Genomic DNA, 17,207 nt, shown 5'->3' on the forward strand with positions numbered 1-17,207 from the left:
TGTCCCCCACCCGTGCGCCGCCTACGGAGGCGTGACAGTGAGGAGGGCGCCCCGGGTCCGGTCGGACGCCGGTCCCGTCTCGATCTCGTACGTGCCCGCCTCCACCGTCAGCCGCAGGTCACGGCCGACGGAGGCGAGCGTCTCGGCGGTCACCCCGAAGACCACCTCGCGGCGCTCGCCCGGCGCGAGATCCACCCCGGTGAACCCGCGCAGCTCCCGCACGCGCGGCCAGGACGAGCCGCCGGAGACACGTCGCACATAGAGCTGCACGGTCTCGCGGACGGCCGTCCGGCCGGTGTTCTCGACGGCGACCGTGCAGGTCAGACTGGCCTCTTCGACCGGTACGGCGGACCGGCTCAGCACGGGCGCGCCGTAGGCGACCGTCCCGTACGAGAGGCCGTGGCCGAAGGCGTACCGCGCGGTCGCCGGCTGGTCGACGTAGCCGCGGTAGCCGTGGTCCTTGCCGTTGTAGAACACGGGGAGCTGGGCCGCCGAGCGCGGCACGGACACGGGCAGCCGCCCGGCCGGCGCGACGGCCCCGAACAGCACGTCGGCGACGGCCCGGCCGCCCCAAGGACCCGGGTACCAGGCGGACAGCAGCGCCCCGACGCGGCCGGAGAGGTCGGGCAGGGCGTGCGGGCGCCCCTGGACCAGCACCACGACGACGGGCGTCCCGGTCGCGGCGACGGCGTCGAGCAATGCGCATTGCCCGCCCGGCAGGGAGAGTTCCGCCAGGTCCACGCCTTCGCCGCACGTCATGCCGGCTGGGTTCCCCGACGACACGACCGCCGCGCCGTTGGCGTCGAACCGCGTGCCGTCCTCGCGGGCGCTTGACCCCCCGAGGACAAGCACCGCGACATCGGCGTCCGCGGCCAGGGCGACCGCATCGGCGATCCCGGAGCGGTCGTCGCCGACCAGCTCGCAGCCGCGCGCGTACGTCACCTCGCGGCCGGGCCCGGCGACGGCGCGGACGCCGTCGAGCACGGTGGTGCCGGTGCCGGGCCGCCGCGGTGCCGTGTAGTCGCCGGTCTGCTGCGGCACGGAGTCGGCGTTCGGGCCGAGGACGGCGATACGGGACACGACGGGCGGCAGGGGCAGGGTCGACCCGTCGTGCTCCAACAGAGTGATTGATGTACGGGCCAATTGCTCGCTCAACCTCCGTGTCTTTACGGAGCTTTCCGCGCCCTTGGCACGTACATAGGGAGCCTCGAACAGCCCGAGCCGGAACTTCAGCGCCAGAACCCGCCCGACGGCCCGGTCCAGCGTCTCCTCCGCCACGAGCCCCCGCTCGACGGCCTCCGCGAGGCGCGGGAAGGCCCCGTCCCACAGGCTCAGGTCCGTCCCCGCCGCCAGCGCCATCGCGCCCGCCGACGCCGAATCGCCCGCGAGCCGCACGAGCCGGTCGAGCGCCTGCCCGTCCGCCATCACGATCCCGTCGAACCCCCACTGCTTCCGCAGAAGTTCGGTCAGCAGGTACGGATTGGCCGCGCACGGCAGGCCGTCGAACTCGTTGTACGCCGCCATGACCCCGGCGGCCCCGGCCCGCACCCCGGCGCGGGCCGCCGCCAGATGGATCTCGTGCAGTTCGCGGCGGCCCAGCTCGGTCGCCGCGCTGTTGCGCCCGCCGACCGTCGCGCCCTGCCCCGCGAAATGCTTGAGGACGACCCCGACGCCCTCCGCGCGCATGCCGCGCACCAGCGCCTCCGTGAACCGGGCGGCCAGATACGGGTCCTCGCCGAAGCACTCCTCGGCGCGGCCCCAGCGCGGGTCGCGCACCAGGTCGAGGGCGGAGACCAAGGCTATGTGCCCGCCCCGGGCGCGGAGTTCGGCGGCGGCAGCGGCGGCGGCCTCCTCGTACAGCTCCGGGTCCCAGCTCGCGCCGACGGCGAGGTTGACGGGGAGGACCGTGCCGTCCAGGGCCTGATGCCCGTGCGGTACCTCCTCGACCATCAGCACGGGTATGCCGAGCCGGGTCGTCTCGACGACGTGCCGCTGCACCGCGTTCACGACCCCGGCCGCGTCCGCCGCCGTGATCCCGTCGGCGAACGTGACGCCCGACCAGGGGTCGGCGCGCTGCAACCCGTACAGGGCACCCATCCCGTCGTACGCCGCCACCTCCGCACGGAAGGCGTCGGTGAGCCGGTGGCGTCCGTCCGGGCCGCGCTCATAGGCGTGCCAGCCGTACAGGCGCTGGTTGACCTGGCCGACCTTCTCCGTCAGCGTCATGCGGCCCAGCAGGTCGCGCACGCGGTCGGGGACGGGCGCGGCCGGGTCCCGGTACAGCGGCTCGCTCATCGCAGTTCCAGGACCCGGACGCCGAAGGCGGGGAGGGTGACCGCGCCGACCGGCTCCCCGGAGTCCAGGTCGTGCAGTGTCGCGCCCTCCGCCGTCCCCGGGCGGACGGTCACCTCGTCCTCGGCCTGGCTGACCAGCCACACGAACCGCCGCCCGTCCTCGTGGACCAGGACATCCGTGCCGACGTACGGCTCGTCCACCGTCACCGCCCGCTCCACCCCGGCGACCTCGGCGAGCGCCGCGTACAGGCGGTGTGTCTGCTCCGGGTTGACGCGGGGCGTGCGGGCCGCCATGTGTTCCAGCGGGTACGTGGCGAGGACGGTGCGCCCGCGCCCGGTCTCCCGGCACAGCAGCGCCGGGCGGCCGTGGCCGTCGACCGCCACCACGCGGGCGCCGCGCGGCACGACGGGCAGGTAGGCGCGGCTGTCCTCGTTCCCCGCGACCGGGAAGCGCAGCGTCTCACCCGCGCGGATGGAGCCGAAGTCCTCCTGGAACGTCATCTCCAGGGTGTCGTCCTCGATCGGCTCCGCCACCCCGTACGACAACTGCTGCTCGACGCCGAACAAGCCGTCCAGGTCGTCGAACCAGGCGCCGCGCGTCCCCGGGTGCTCGCCCGAGCAGAACGACAGGTAGACCGTGGCGCCCTCGTCGGCCCGCCGCTGGAGCGCCCGCCGCGTCCGCGTCGTCAACTGCCGTGTCGCGGGCAGGAGATACAGGTCCACGTCCTCGGCTATGCCGTCCGCCTCACGGGTCAGGCCCGCCGGGAGATCGGCGGCGCGCGCGGCCACGTACCCCTGGTGCAGCGACGTGAAGATCAGCGGGCGGTCGGCGGGGCGGCTGTACGGGTAGCCGCGCTCCAGGAACGCGGGGACGACGAAGGCGGCGCCCGCGTCGGCACGACGGCAGCGCGCGAAGTCCACGGCCTTCAACACGCCCGCGAAGGCGGCGAGTTCGCGCAGCGGCTCCTTCGGCGCGCCCGTGCTGTCGGTGATGCCGAAGTGCATCTCGAAGGGGTGGTGGTCGTACGGGGACCGGTCCCACAGGTCGTCGTAGTCGGTGTTGTTCCAGGCCATCCAGCCCGTCGCACCACCGAGGAGTGAGTTGTGCAGGGTCTGGCGGTAGTAGACGCCCGCGTTGGCCGCCGACACCGTGTCCGTGGACAGGCCGAACTCCTCCAGGACCACCGGCTGCCCGGTCACCGCCGCCAGCTCGCACTCGAACGCGGCGCGGTAGTGCTGGCGCGCCTTGTCCGTGTCCGAGCGGTAGACGTGCGGGCCGACGAAGTCCACGTACTCGGCGGTGTCCCGGAGGGAGAAGCCGTTGTCGCGGCCGGTGACCTCGATGCCCCAGGCGCCGTCGCCGAGCGAGACGGGCTGGGTGGCGCCCGCCGCCCGTACGGCGTTGCACATGGCCTGCGCCCACGCCGTCACGACGTCGCTGGAGGGCGGGTCGACCTGGTAGATCCGGCCGTAGCCCGGCATCTCGTTCGTGATGAGCCAGCCGGTGACGGCCGGGTGGTCCTTGAAGCGGCGCGTCATCTGCGCGGCGAACCACGCCTGGCGGCCCACCATCCACACGTCCTCGTAGAGGTCGCGGCCGCCGCGCCATGCCGGGTCCCAGTTCTCGCCCGACATGTGGCCGACGATGAACGTCGGGACCGTGCCCATGCCCAGCTCGCGGTGCGCGTCCAGGAAGTCGCGGAACCTTTCGCACAGGGCTTCGTCGATGCGGTGCGGCTCGGGGTGGAAGTCCGGCCAGTAGAAGAACGAGCGGGTCATGTTCAGCCCGTGCTCGCGCAGCACCCGCAGCTCCTCGCGCACCACCTCCGGGTCGTAGTCGCGCCACATCAGGGGCCCGCCCGTGCGGGACCAGAAGTTGGCGCCGAGCCAGGGCAGGACGGCGGCGTCGTGGGTCAGGTGGGCGCTGTGGCGTCGCATGGTGGTACGGGTCTCCGTTGCGTTGCTGAGTGCGGTGCGTGCGGGGGTGCGTCAGAGGTGGGGCGCCGGTCCTGTCGACTCGCGGATCACGAGCCGGGGCCGGTCCACGAGCGGCGTCGCGGGCAGGTCCTCGCCGCACTGGGCGAGCAGCGTGCGGGCCGCTGCCGCGCCGACCCGCTGCACCTGCTGGTCGACGGTGGTCAGGCGCGGGTGCAGCCAGCCGCCGAGCGGCAGGTTGTCGTAGCCGACGACCGACAGGTCCTCGGGGACGCGCAGGCCCGCCCGCTGGGCGGTGCCGATGCCGCACACCGCCATCGAGTCGTTGGCGTAGACGACGGCCGTCGGACGGTCGTCGGCGGCGAGGAGCGCGCGGGTCGCGGCGACGGCCGCCGCCTCCGAGAAGTCGGTGTGCTGTACGGAGGCGGGGGCCAGCCCGGACGCGGCCAGGGTCTCCTCGAACACGGCGAGGCGGAGGCGCGTGTGCTGGAGCTCGGCGGGACCGGCCACGTACGCGATCCGCTCGTGCCCCAACTCCCGCAGGTGCCGAACGACTTCCACGACACCCGCGCCCTGGTTGCCGAGCCCGACCACCGGCACCGGCGCGTCCGGCGTCGGCGCGCCGAGGAGGACGGCGGGCAGGCCGAGGCGGGTCAGGAGCGCCGGGCGCGGGTCGTCGGCGCGGGCGTCCGTGAGCACCGCCCCGTCCACCCGCTTCTCGGCGGCGAGCCGCTCGTACAGCGCGCTCTCCTCCTCCACACCCGCGACCAAGTGCAGGAGCAGGCCGTAGCCGCGCGGCGCCAGCTCGCCCTCTATGCCGGTGATCAGCTCGCTGAAGTGCGGGTCCGCGCCGAGCACATCGGTGGGCCTGCGCACGACGAGCGCGAGCGTACGGGTACGGGCGCTGCGCAGCGCCGACGCCGACGCGCTCGGCGACCAGCCCAGGTCGAGCGCCACGTCGAGGATCCGCTGCCGCGTCGCCTCGGCCAGCCGGCCCTTGTCGTTGAACGCCTGCGACACTGCCGCCGTGGAGACCCCGGCCGCCGCCGCCACCGCCTTGATGGTCGGACGTCCCGCCTTCTTCTTCGTCGTAGAGGTACCGCTCACATCTTCACCGCCCCACTCACCAATGCCTGCTGCATCCGCTTCTGGAGCACCGTATAGACCACCCACACCGGGACGAGGGTCAGCACGGTGCCCGCCGTCAGGACGCCGTAGTCGGTGCCGGTGATGGCCTTCAGGGTGGGCAGCGCGACCTGCACGGTGCGCTGGGCCGGGTCGGGGCCGATGATGACGAGCGAGTACAGGTACTCGTTCCAGAAGGTCAGGAAGTTGAGCAGCAGGACCGTCGCGATGCCGGGCAGGCACATCGGCGTGTAGACGTGGCGCAGGACCGCGAAGGTGGACGCGCCGTCGAGCCGGGCGGCCTCCTCCATCTCCTTCGGGATGGTCCGCACGAACTGCACCAGGATCACCACCGACAGCGGCATCGCCGTCGCGGGCAGGAAAAGGACCATGAACGTCCGCGTGTGGAACAGGCCCGTCGCCGCCGCGAGGAGGAACGTCGGGAACAGCGCCGCGAACGTCGGGATCAGGAAGCCGAGCGAGAACACCTTCTCCACCAGGGAGGCGAGGCGGCCCGTCGAGCGGGCCAGGGCGAACGCCGCCGGGATCGCGAGCGCCAGCGTCAAAACCAGCGAGAAGACCGTCACCAGCGCCGAGTTGACGATCGCGAGACCCAGGTCCGCGCTGTCGAACGCCGTCGAGAAGTTGCCGAAGCCGAAGTGCGACGGCAGCGCGAAGGGGTGGGCGAAGATCTCGTCGTTCGTCTTGAACGCCGAGGCGAGGAAGTAGTACAGCGGGATGACCAGGAGCACCGCGTACAGCCACACCAGGATGTGCGCGGGCAGCCAGGACCGGCCGAAGCGGGAACGTGCCGAGGACTTCAAGGCGTACTCCGATCAGGACTGGCGGTCAGTAGCTCTGCCGGAACACGCGCCGGATGGCGAGCAGTCCGACGAGGCCGACGAGGAAGAGGAGGACACCGACGGTCTGGCTGTAGCCGAGGTCCGCCGCGATGAACGCCTTCTGGTAGACGAGGAACGACAGCGTCGTCGAGGAACTGCCGGGCCCGCCCTGGGTCAGCAGAAGCACGTGCTGCGCCGAGCCGAACAGCGTCCAGAGGAACTGGAGCATCGTCACGACGCCCACGTAGTCCTTGATCACCGGGAAGTGGACGCGCCACATCGTGCGCCAGTGCCCGGCGCCGTCCAACTGCGCCGCCTCGCCCAGCTCCTCGGGCACACTGCCGAGCCGCGCCGCGAAGAGCACGGCGGTGAAGCCGATCCCGGCCCAGATGTCGAGCGCGATCAGACAGGCGAGCGCGGTGGACGGGGACGCCAGCCAGGCGTCGGCGAGCGAGCCGAGGCCGACCGCCTCCAGGCCGCCGTTGAGCAGCCCGTCGGGGGAGAGGGCCGCGTAGAAGACCATGGCCTTGGCGGGCGTCGAAATCAGACCCGGGATGAAGAGCAGGTACCGGATGACCCGGTGGCCCGGCGGCTTCTGCGCCACGTAGTAGCCCAGCATGTACGCGCACGCCACCATCACCGGGATCGCGACGACCAGCTGGATCGCGGTGTTGGAGACCGCGTCCCAGAACACCGGGTCGTCGAAGACCGCCCGCACGTTGTCGAACCCGGCGAACGACACCGGCTGGAGCATGCCCGGCCAGTGCAGCGCCGCCACCACGAAGATGGCGACCAGCGGGCCGACCATGAAGACCAGGTACCAGACGAGCGCGGGCAGCGCGAGCACCGTGCCGCCCTGGCGGCGCGCACGGCCACCAGGACCCGGCGAGGAGGACGGAGGGGTGGGGCGGCCGACCGCTGCCTCGCCCGCTGTCGACGTCAACGTCGTCATTGCAGCAACTCCCTGTGCGTAAGTGGGCGGCGGTCAGATGCCGCGGTAGGCGGCTTCGAGGACCTGGCGGACCTTGGCGGCGCTCGTGCCGCGCGTGAAGGACGTACTCGTGGCGGTGATCAGCCCCTGCGTCGCCGCCGGCGGCACGAACAGGTCGGGGAGCAGCACCTGGCCCACGTCCGAGCCGAGCTTCTGCGCCGCCGCGACCAGCGGAAAGTCCGTGCTCACCGCGTCCGAGCGCAGCGCCATGTCGCGGCCCGACTCCTTGATGAACCGCGCGACGGTGTCCTCGCGGTAGAAGAACTTCAGGAACTTCTCGACGGCGTCGATCTTCTTCGTGCCGTTCGGGCTGATCCAGAAGCCGATCAGCGTGTACGTGCGCAGGATCGTCGGCTTGTCGTGCGCGGCGCCCGGCGCCAGCGGCCAGCCGCCCACGTCCGTGTGGCGGGCCACCGCATCCGGCACCTTGGCGAGCGCCGACGACATCGCCGACTGCATCGCGGCGGCCTGCGTGTTGAACTGCGTCGTCATCGTGTCCGACGTCAGACCCTGCGCCTTGTCGGCGAAGCCCCCGGCGTCGCGCAGCTCCACGAAGTAGTCGATGCCCCGGCGGGCCCCGCTGCCGCTGAAGTCACCGGTCTCGTAGACGTGGCGCGCCTCGTCCTCGGTGAGGAACGTCTGGATGATCTGCGCGAGGAGCTTCTGCCCGGTCCAGTCGTTGCCGCCCGTGGTGACGGGCGCGATGCCCTTCTTGCGGAGCTTGCCCGCCGCGCGGATCAGCTCGTCCCCGGTGGTCGGGACGGTGTCGACGCCCGCGCGGTCGAGGAGCGCCCGGTTGAAGGCGACCGGCCAGTTCGTCGCGAAGTACGGGAACGCGCGCAGCCGCCCCTTGCCGTCCGTCCAGGCGTCGAGCGCGACGGGGAGCACGCGCTTCCGCAGGCCCCAGTCGTCCATGTAGCCCTTGACATCGACCGTGGCGCCGACGTCGGTCCAGGCCAGCGTCTTGTCGTACAGGTTGACCATGACGACGTCCGGCTCCTTGCGGGCCAGGCGCGAGGTCTCGTAGACCTGCGCGAGGTCGTCGCCGTTGACCAGGTTCCGCACCTTGAGCCCGCTCTCCTCGCGGAAGCGGTCCAGGGCGGCGAGGTAGGTCGGCGAGCCGGGCGCGGTGGTGCCGAGCTGGCTGTGGACGACGAGCGTGTCGGGGTCGTCGTCGGCCGCCGCCAGGGAGGAGCAGGCAGAAAGGGCGGGGGTGGCGGCGAGCGCACCGCCCGCGGCGAGAAAGCCGCGCCGGCTCATCGCGGAGGGCTTGAAGGGGACTGGGGGCACGGCGGTACGTCTCCAACCGAGGGGTGGTTAATCGATATACCTGCGGGGGTGCGAGCACCGTACGAGGGCCCCGGGAAACGGTCAACCCCCCGTTGCGCATGGTGAAACGGGGGGTCTCGGGATATTGGAGAAGCGGGGTTCAGACCTGCTCCGCGCGGAACGCCGCCGGAGTCACCCCCGTGTGCTGCTGGAAGAACTTCGAGAAGTTCGCCGAGTCCCCGAACCCGACCGCGACCCCGATCCGCCCCACCGGCAGGTCCGTGTGGGCCAGCAGCCGCTTCGCCTCCAGGATCACGCGCCGGTCGATGAACGCCTTCGGGGTCTGCCCGGTCGCGGCGCGCACCGCGCGGACCAGGGTGCGGCGCGAGTAGCCCAGCTCGTCGGCGTACGCGCTGACGCTGTGGTTCGTCGTGAAGCCCTGCTCGACGGCGGTGCGGAAGCGGCTGAACGTCGTGTCCGGCTGCGGCTCGCACGCGTCGGCCGCCGCCTGCGCCGAGACGTGCGCGACGCGGAGCATGAACGCGGTGAGCGTGTGGCGAAGGACCGAGGTGTGCAGGCTGAGCGGGAGCGTCGTCGTGTCGAGGTACTCGCGCTGAAGCTGCGTCAGCGACGCCTCGATGGCGGCGAGTTGGGCCTCGTCCGGGTGGAGGATCGGCGGCCGGTCGTAGCGGTACATGCCCGTCGCCTCGACGATCGCGCGCGGCAGGAACCCGGGCTGCATGGTGAGCGCCGTGCCGACGTAGGGGTCGGTGGTCGAGAAGCCGTGCACCTGTCCGGGGCGGATCCACAGGATGTCCCCGGCCCCGACCTCGTGCTCGGTGAAGTCGATCATGTGGCGGACGGGACCCTCGCGGAAGAAGAGCAGGACGTGGAAGTCGATGCGGTGCACGCGCCGCGACAGGCCGACGCCGCCCGCCCAGGGGCCGTCCGTGCCCATCGGCCCGACCTGGATGCCGACCCCGGAGACGCTCGCGCTCGGGTCGAAGGGGTACGTACGGATGTGCTCCGCGCTCGTCAGATGTGCGCTCGTCTGCGCGGGGCCCTGCTCCGTCATGCGTGTTCCTTGGTCGCGACCGGTCTGCGTGTCCCATTTTCACCGAACGGTGGCACGGGGGCACCTACCGAGCGAAAAGTATGACCTTTAACGTCGTACCTGGTTCCACCTGGGCGTTTGGCCTCGGCGGGCCACCGCCTCAGGGCACCGCAAGAGCACCACGGATGCGAAGGAAGTCATACAGATGAGCACGCAGACACCGAACGGCCTCGACCCCTTCGAGAAGCCCTTCGAGTGGACCGACCTCGACCAGCGTGCCGTCGACACCGCCCGCCTCCTGGCGGCCGACGCCGTGCAGAAGGTCGGGAACGGTCACCCCGGCACCGCCATGAGCCTCGCGCCCGCCGCGTACACGATCTTCCAGAAGGCGATGCGCCACGACCCGGCCGACCCGGAGTGGACCGGCCGCGACCGCTTCGTCCTCTCGCCGGGCCACACCAGCCTCACCCTCTACACGCAGCTCTTCCTCTCCGGCTACGAGCTGGAGCTCGACGACCTGAAGGCGTTCCGCACCCAGGGTTCGAAGACGCCCGGCCACCCCGAGTACGGCCACACCGCCGGTGTCGAGACCACGACCGGCCCGCTCGGCCAGGGCGTCGCCAACGCGGTCGGCATGGCGATGGCCGCCCGCTACGAGCGCGGCCTGTTCGACCCCGAGGCCCCCGAGGGCACCAGCCCCTTCGACCACACCATCTGGGCGATCGTCTCCGACGGCGACCTGGAGGAGGGCGTCTCCGCCGAGGCATCCTCGCTCGCGGGCCACCAGAAGCTCGGCAACCTCGTCTTCCTCTACGACGACAACCACATCTCCATCGAGGGCGACACCGCGACCGCCTTCTCCGAGGACGTGCTGAAGCGCTACGAGGCGTACGGCTGGCACGTGCAGCGGATCACGCCGCGCGAGGACGGCGACGTCGACGTCAAGGCCCTGTACGAGGCGCTCGCCGCCGCCAAGGCCGAGACCTCCCGCCCCTCGATCATCGCCATGCGCACGATCATCGCCTGGCCCGCCCCGAACGCCCAGAACACCGAGGCCTCCCACGGCTCCGCGCTCGGCGACGACGAGGTGGCCGCCACCAAGCGCGCCCTCGGCTTCGACCCCGAGCAGTCCTTCATCGCCGAGGAGAAGGTGCTCGCCCACACGCGCGGCGCCCTCGACCGCGGCGCCGAGGCCCACGCCGCCTGGGACAAGCAGCTCGCCGAGTGGCGCGCCGCCAACCCGGAGCGCTCCGAGCTGCTCGACCGGATCGTCGCGGGCCGCCTCCCCGAGGGCTGGGAGCAGGCGCTGCCCGCCTTCGAGACCGGCAAGAAGGTCGCCACGCGTGCCGCGTCCGGCAAGGTCCTCCAGGCGCTCGGCCCGGTCATCCCCGAGCTGTGGGGCGGCTCCGCCGACCTCGCGGGCTCGAACAACACGACGATCGACAAGACGTCGTCCTTCCTGCCGGTCGGCAACCCGCTGCCCGAGGCGAGCCCGTACGGCCGCACCGTCCACTTCGGCATCCGCGAGTTCTCGATGGCCGCCGAGATGAACGGCATCGCGCTCCACGGCAACACCCGCATCTACGGCGGCACGTTCCTCGTGTTCTCCGACTACATGCGCAACGCCGTCCGCATGTCGGCCCTGATGCAGCTCCCGGTGACGTACGTCTGGACGCACGACTCCGTCGGCCTCGGCGAGGACGGCCCGACGCACCAGCCCGTCGAGCACCTGGCCTCCCTGCGCGCCATCCCCGGCCTGAACGTCGTTCGCCCGGCCGACGCCAACGAGACCGCCATCGCCTGGCGCGAGATCCTGCGCCGCGGCTCCGTCAAGCCCGCCCCGCACGGCCTCGCGCTGACCCGCCAGGGCGTTCCGACCTACGAGGCGAACGAGAACGCCGCCAAGGGTGGCTACGTGCTGGTCGAGGCGTCCAAGGAGACCCCGGACCTCATCCTCATCGCCACCGGTTCCGAGGTGCAGCTCGCCGTCGAGGCGCGCGAGACCCTGGAGGCCGAGGGCGTCGCCACCCGCGTCGTCTCGATGCCGTCCGTCGAGTGGTTCGAGGAGCAGGAGCAGGCCTACAAGGAGAGCGTCCTGCCCGCCGCCGTCAAGGCGCGCGTCGCCGTCGAGGCGGGCATCGGCCTGACCTGGTACCGCTACGTCGGTGACGCGGGCCGCATCGTCTCCCTGGAGCACTTCGGCGCCTCCGCGGACGCGAACATCCTGTTCCGCGAGTTCGGCTTCACCGCTGAGAACGTCGCCGCGAAGGCCCGCGAGTCCCTCGCCGCCGCCCGCGCCTGAACCTCCCCTTCCCGCCAGAACGCAGTACCGAAAGAAGATGAAGCACACCATGAGCAACGCCGTCGCGCCCCTGAAGTCCCTCTCCGACGAAGGCGTCTCCATCTGGCTGGACGACCTGTCGCGCAAGCGCATCGACTCCGGCAACCTGGCCGAGGTCGTCGAGAAGAGCCACGTCGTCGGCGTCACCACCAACCCGTCGATCTTCCAGGCCGCCATCGGCTCCGGTGAGGGCTACGAGGAGCAGCTCGCCGACCTCGCCGTCCGCAAGGTCACCGTGGAGGAGGCCGTGCGCATGATGACCACGGCCGACGTCCGCGCCGCCGCCGACATCCTGCGCCCCGTCTACGACGCGACGCAGGGCCGTGACGGCCGCGTCTCCATCGAGGTCGACCCCCGCCTCGCCCACGACACCGAGGCGACGATCGCCGAGGCCAAGCAGCTCGCCTGGCTCGTCGAGCGCCCCAACGTCATGATCAAGATCCCGGCGACCGAGGCGGGTCTCCCGGCCATCACCGAGGTCATCGGTCTCGGCATCTCGGTCAACGTCACGCTGATCTTCTCCCTGGACCGCTACAAGGCCGTCATGGACGCCTACCTCGCGGGCCTGGAGAAGGCGCACGAGCGCGGCATCGACCTGGCGGGCATCCACTCGGTCGCCTCGTTCTTCGTCTCGCGCGTCGACGCCGAGATCGACAAGCGCCTCGACAAGGTCGGCACGGACGAGGCCAAGGCGCTCAAGGGCAAGGCCGCCCTCGCCAACGCCCGTCTCGCCTACGAGGCGTACGAGCAGGTCTTCGCGAGCGAGCGCGCCGCCAAGCTGGCCGCCGCCGGCGCCAACAAGCAGCGCCCGCTGTGGGCCTCGACCGGCGTCAAGGACCCGGCCTACAAGGACACCCTGTACGTCGACGAGCTGGTCGCCCCGGGCACGGTCAACACCATGCCGGAGGCCACCCTCCTCGCCACCGCCGACCACGGCGACATCCACGGCGACACCGTCACCGGCACCTACGACGCCTCCCGCGAGCAGCTCGCCGCCGTCGAGAAGCTCGGCATCTCCTACGACGAGGTCGTGGGACAGCTGGAGGCCGAGGGCGTCTCCAAGTTCGAGATCGCCTGGAACGACCTGCTCGCCACCGTCCAGACCCGCCTGGCCGGCAAGGACGGTGCGGGCAAGTGACCGTCACCGCCTGGCAGAACCCCCTGAGGGACCCGCGCGACCGGCGTCTGCCGCGTATCGCGGGCCCCTCCGGGCTCGTCATCTTCGGCGTCACGGGCGACCTGTCCCGCAAGAAGCTGATGCCCGCCGTCTACGACCTCGCCAACCGGGGCCTGCTCCCGCCGGGCTTCTCGCTCCTCGGGTTCGCCCGCCGCGAGTGGGAGGACCAGGACTTCGCGCAGGTCGTCCACGACTCCGTACGGGAGCACGCCCGCACCCCCTTCCGCGAGGAGGTCTGGGCCCAGCTCGCCGAGGGCATGCGCTTCATCCCCGGCGACTTCGACGACGACACCGCGTTCAAGCAGCTCCGTGACGCCGTCGACGAGCTGGACGACAAGCGCGGCACCAGCGGCAACTACGCCTTCTACCTCTCGGTGCCGCCGAAGTTCTTCCCCAAGGTCGTCCAGCAGCTCAAGAAGCACGGGCTCGCCGACGCGCCCGAGGGCTCCTGGCGGCGCGCCGTCATCGAGAAGCCGTTCGGCCGCGACCTCGCGTCGGCCAAGGAGCTGAACGCGATCGTGCACGAGGTGTTCGCCCCGGAGCAGGTCTTCCGGATCGACCACTACCTCGGCAAGGAGACCGTCCAGAACATCCTGGCCCTCCGCTTCGCCAACCAGATGTACGAACCCGTCTGGAACCGCAGCTACGTCGACCACGTGCAGATCACGATGGCCGAGGACATCGGCATCGGCGGCCGCGCGGGCTACTACGACGGCATCGGCGCCGCCCGCGACGTCATCCAGAACCACCTGCTCCAGCTGATGGCGCTCACCGCGATGGAGGAGCCCGCATCCTTCGACGCCGAGTCCCTCGTCACGGAGAAGCTGAAGGTCCTGCGCTCCGTCCGGCTCCCCGACGACCTGGGGAAGTCCACCGTCCGCGCCCAGTACGAGGCCGGCTGGCAGGGCGGCGAACGCGTCAAGGGCTACCTCCAGGAAGACGGCATCGACCCCAAGTCGAAGACCGACACCTACGCCGCCGTGAAGCTGGAGATCGACAACCGCCGCTGGGCGGGCGTCCCCTTCTACCTGCGCACCGGCAAGCGGCTCGGCCGCCGCGTCACCGAGATCGCGGTCGTCTTCCAGCGCGCCCCGCACTCCCCGTTCGACTCCACCGCGACGGAGGAGCTCGGCCAGAACGCGATCGTCATCCGCGTCCAGCCCGACGAGGGCATGACCGTACGCTTCGGATCGAAGGTCCCGGGTACCTCGATGGAGATCCGGGACGTGTCGATGGACTTCGCCTACGGCGAGTCGTTCACGGAGTCCAGCCCGGAAGCGTACGAAAGGCTGATCCTGGACGTCCTGCTGGGCGACGCCAACCTCTTCCCCCGCACGGAGGAGGTGGAGGAGTCCTGGCGCATCCTCGACCCGGTCGAGGGGCACTGGGACACCCACGGCACACCCGCCCGGTACGCCTCGGGAAGCTGGGGCCCCAGGGAAGCGGACGAGATGCTCGCACGAGACGGACGGAGCTGGCGCAGGCCATGAAGATCGACCTGACCGACACCACGGCAAGCAAGATCAACAAGGCGCTCGTCCAAGGGCGCCGCGAGATCGGGACGCCGGCCGTGGGCATGGTCCTGACGATGGTGATCGTCACGGACGAGGAGAACGCGTACGACTCGATCAAGGCCGCCGAGGAGGCGTCCCGCGAGCACCCGTCCCGCACCCTCGTCGTGATCAAGCGGACCGCCCGCACCCCGCGCGACCGCCAGGGCAACCGCCTCGACGCGGAGGTCCGCGTCGGCTCCGACGCGGGCACCGGCGAGACCGTGATCCTGCGCCTGCACGGCGAGGTCGGCGGCCACGCCGACTCCGTCGTCCTGCCGCTGCTGCTGCCCGACGCCCCGGTCGTCGTGTGGTGGCCGGTCGAGGGCCCCGACGAGCCCGCCAAGGACCCGCTCGGCGCGCTCGCCGCCCGCCGCATCACCGACCTGTACGCGGACGAGCACCCGCTGGCCGCCCTCGACCGGCGCGCCGCGTCCTACGCGCCCGGCGACACCGACCTGGCCTGGACCCGCCTCACCCCGTGGCGCTCCATGCTGGCCGCCGCCCTCGACCAGGCCCGCGCCGACATCGTCTCGGCGGCCGTCGAGTCCGAGGCCGAGAACCCCAGCGCCGAGCTGCTCGCGCGCTGGCTCGGCTCCCGCCTCGGCGTCCAGGTCGAGCGCGTCACCACCGGCGGCCCCGTCGTCACCGCGGTCCGCCTCGGCACCGCGAACGGCGACATCCGCATCGACCGCCCCGAGGGCCCCCTCGCCACGCTCACCCTCCCGGGCCAGCCCGAGCGCACGCTCGCCCTCAAGGTCCGCTCCACCGCCGAGCTGATCGCGGAGGAGCTGCGCCGCCTCGACGCCGACGAGATGTACGCCGTCGCGCTGCGGGGCGACGGCACCGAGGCAGCACGGGCGCCGAAGGCCGAGAAGAACCCCCCGGCCCCGAAGGACACCCCGGCCCCCAAGGGCGCCCCGGCCGCCACGAAGAACGCGAAGGCTTCCAAGGAGTCCGTAGACCATGCCTGACACCACCCCCCTGCTGACGCGCCGCCCGCAGTGGACCGCCCTGGAGGACCACCGGGCGAAGTTCAACGGCACGCACCTGCGCGAGCTGTTCGCGAACGACCCGGGCCGCGCCCAGCGCTACACCGTCCAGGTCGGTGACCTGCACATCGATTACTCGAAGCACCTGGTCACGGACGAGACCCTCGCCCTGCTCCAGGAGCTGGCCGCCGCCACCGACGTGTTCGGCCAGCGCGACGCCATGCTGCGCGGCGACAAGATCAACACGACCGAGGACCGCGCCGTGCTCCACACGGCCCTGCGCGCCCCGGCCGACGCCGTGATCGAGGTCGACGGCGAGAACGTCGTGCCCAAGGTGCACGCCGTCCTCGACAAGATGGCCGTCTTCGCGAAGAAGATCCGCTCGGGCGAGTGGACCGGCCACACCGGCAAGCGCATCAAGAACATCGTCAACGTCGGCATCGGCGGCTCCGACCTCGGCCCCGCCATGGCCTACGAGGCGCTGCGCCCCTACACGGCCCGCGACCTCACCTTCCGGTTCGTCTCCAACGTCGACGGCGCCGACCTGCACGAGGCCGTCCGCGACCTCGATGCGGCCGAGACGCTGTTCATCATCGCCTCGAAGACGTTCACCACGATCGAGACGATCACCAACGCCAAGGCCGCCCGCGCCTGGCTCCTCGCCTCGCTCGGTGACGACTCCGCCGTCGCCAAGCACTTCGTCGCCCTGTCGACCAACGCCGAGAAGGTCTCCGACTTCGGCATCGACACGGCCAACATGTTCGAGTTCTGGGACTGGGTCGGCGGCCGCTACTCCTTCGACTCGGCCATCGGCCTCTCCCTCATGATCGCCATCGGCCCGGACGCGTTCCGTGAGCTGCTGGACGGCTTCCACCTGGTCGACGAGCACTTCCGCACCGCCCCGGCGGAGGCCAACGCGCCGCTCCTGCTCGGCCTGCTCGGCATCTGGTACGGCAACTTCCACGGCGCCCAGTCGCACGCGGTCCTCCCGTACAGCCACTACCTGTCGAAGTTCACCGCCTACCTCCAGCAGCTCGACATGGAGTCCAACGGCAAGTCCGTGGACCGCCAGGGCCGCCCGGTCGAGTGGCAGACGGGCCCGGTCGTCTGGGGCACCCCCGGCACCAACGGCCAGCACGCCTACTACCAGCTCATCCACCAGGGCACCAAGCTGATCCCTGCGGACCTCATCGGCTTCGCCAAGCCGGTCGAGGAGCTGGGTGACCTCGCGGACCAGCACGACCTGCTGATGGCCAACCTCTTCGCGCAGGGCCAGGCGCTCGCCTTCGGCAAGACGCCGGACGAGGTCCGCGCCGAGGGCGTCGCCGAGGACCTGGTGCCGCACAAGACGTTCAAGGGCAACCACCCGACCACGACGATCCTCGCCACCGAGCTGACCCCCTCGGTCCTCGGCCAGCTCATCGCGCTGTACGAGCAGAAGGTCTTCGTCCAGGGCGCGATCTGGAACATCGACTCCTTCGACCAGTGGGGCGTCGAGCTCGGCAAGGTCCTCGCCAAGCGCGTCGAACCCGCTCTCACCGAAGGCGCCGAGGTCCCCGGCCTCGACGCCTCCACCCAGTCCCTCGTCGACACCTACCGCGCGCTGCGCGGCCGTACCACCGAAGGTAAGTGAACTG

Annotated in this window: 12 protein-coding genes; 5 read left to right on the top strand and 7 right to left on the bottom strand. The window is 71.4% G+C overall.

Annotated elements, in window-relative coordinates; genetic code table 11:
- Positions 1–21: 21 nt before the first annotated feature.
- From ABZ877_RS34080 to ABZ877_RS34110, 7 genes are all read right to left on the bottom strand, one after another.
- Positions 22–2,295 carry a glycoside hydrolase family 3 N-terminal domain-containing protein gene (locus ABZ877_RS34080; protein ID WP_361079444.1) on the bottom strand — a complete coding sequence of 758 codons (2,274 nt, stop codon included), beginning with the start codon at positions 2,293–2,295 and terminating at the stop codon, positions 22–24.
- Complete coding sequence (locus tag ABZ877_RS34085; protein ID WP_361079446.1) at positions 2,292–4,232, bottom strand: cellulase family glycosylhydrolase; 1,941 nt, start codon at positions 4,230–4,232, stop codon at positions 2,292–2,294. Before ABZ877_RS34085 ends, ABZ877_RS34080 begins: the two co-directional genes overlap by 4 nt.
- Before the next feature lie 51 nt (positions 4,233–4,283).
- Positions 4,284–5,336 (bottom strand): LacI family DNA-binding transcriptional regulator, encoded by a 1,053-nt coding sequence (locus tag ABZ877_RS34090; RefSeq protein ID WP_361079449.1) that lies wholly within the window; start codon positions 5,334–5,336, stop codon positions 4,284–4,286.
- Positions 5,333–6,178, bottom strand: coding sequence for a carbohydrate ABC transporter permease (locus ABZ877_RS34095; protein ID WP_361079451.1), 846 nt, complete (start codon positions 6,176–6,178; stop codon positions 5,333–5,335). The genes ABZ877_RS34090 and ABZ877_RS34095 overlap by 4 nt, the downstream gene beginning before the upstream one ends.
- Before the next feature lie 25 nt (positions 6,179–6,203).
- Complete coding sequence (locus tag ABZ877_RS34100; protein ID WP_361079453.1) at positions 6,204–7,148, bottom strand: sugar ABC transporter permease; 945 nt, start codon at positions 7,146–7,148, stop codon at positions 6,204–6,206.
- Positions 7,149–7,181: 33 nt separating this feature from the next.
- Positions 7,182–8,447 carry an ABC transporter substrate-binding protein gene (locus tag ABZ877_RS34105; RefSeq protein WP_361079510.1) on the bottom strand — a complete coding sequence of 422 codons (1,266 nt, stop codon included), beginning with the start codon at positions 8,445–8,447 and terminating at the stop codon, positions 7,182–7,184.
- Positions 8,448–8,616: 169 nt separating this feature from the next.
- A complete protein-coding gene (locus ABZ877_RS34110; protein WP_361079455.1) occupies positions 8,617–9,531 on the bottom strand; it encodes an AraC family transcriptional regulator in 915 nt (304 codons plus the stop codon).
- Positions 9,532–9,715: 184 nt separating this feature from the next.
- Between ABZ877_RS34110 and tkt the strand changes: the two genes are divergently transcribed.
- Genes tkt through pgi form a run of 5 tightly spaced genes read left to right on the top strand, consistent with a single transcriptional unit; the run spans position 9,716 to position 17,203 of the window.
- Positions 9,716–11,812, top strand: a complete 2,097-nt coding sequence (gene tkt, locus ABZ877_RS34115) for a transketolase (RefSeq protein ID WP_361079457.1) — start codon at positions 9,716–9,718, stop codon at positions 11,810–11,812.
- Between the two features lie 49 nt (positions 11,813–11,861).
- On the top strand, positions 11,862–12,989 hold the full coding sequence (gene tal, locus ABZ877_RS34120; protein ID WP_361079512.1) for a transaldolase: 1,128 nt from the start codon (positions 11,862–11,864) through the stop codon (positions 12,987–12,989).
- A complete protein-coding gene (gene zwf / locus ABZ877_RS34125) occupies positions 12,986–14,518 on the top strand; it encodes a glucose-6-phosphate dehydrogenase (RefSeq protein WP_361079458.1) in 1,533 nt (510 codons plus the stop codon). The genes tal and zwf overlap by 4 nt, the downstream gene beginning before the upstream one ends.
- On the top strand, positions 14,515–15,552 hold the full coding sequence (gene opcA / locus ABZ877_RS34130) for a glucose-6-phosphate dehydrogenase assembly protein OpcA (RefSeq protein ID WP_361079460.1): 1,038 nt from the start codon (positions 14,515–14,517) through the stop codon (positions 15,550–15,552). The genes zwf and opcA overlap by 4 nt, the downstream gene beginning before the upstream one ends.
- A complete protein-coding gene (gene pgi, locus ABZ877_RS34135; RefSeq protein WP_361079462.1) occupies positions 15,545–17,203 on the top strand; it encodes a glucose-6-phosphate isomerase in 1,659 nt (552 codons plus the stop codon). The genes opcA and pgi overlap by 8 nt, the downstream gene beginning before the upstream one ends.
- Positions 17,204–17,207 lie beyond the last annotated feature (4 nt).

It is taken from the genome of Streptomyces sp. NPDC046939 (genome assembly GCF_040644575.1).
Classification (GTDB): domain Bacteria; phylum Actinomycetota; class Actinomycetes; order Streptomycetales; family Streptomycetaceae; genus Streptomyces.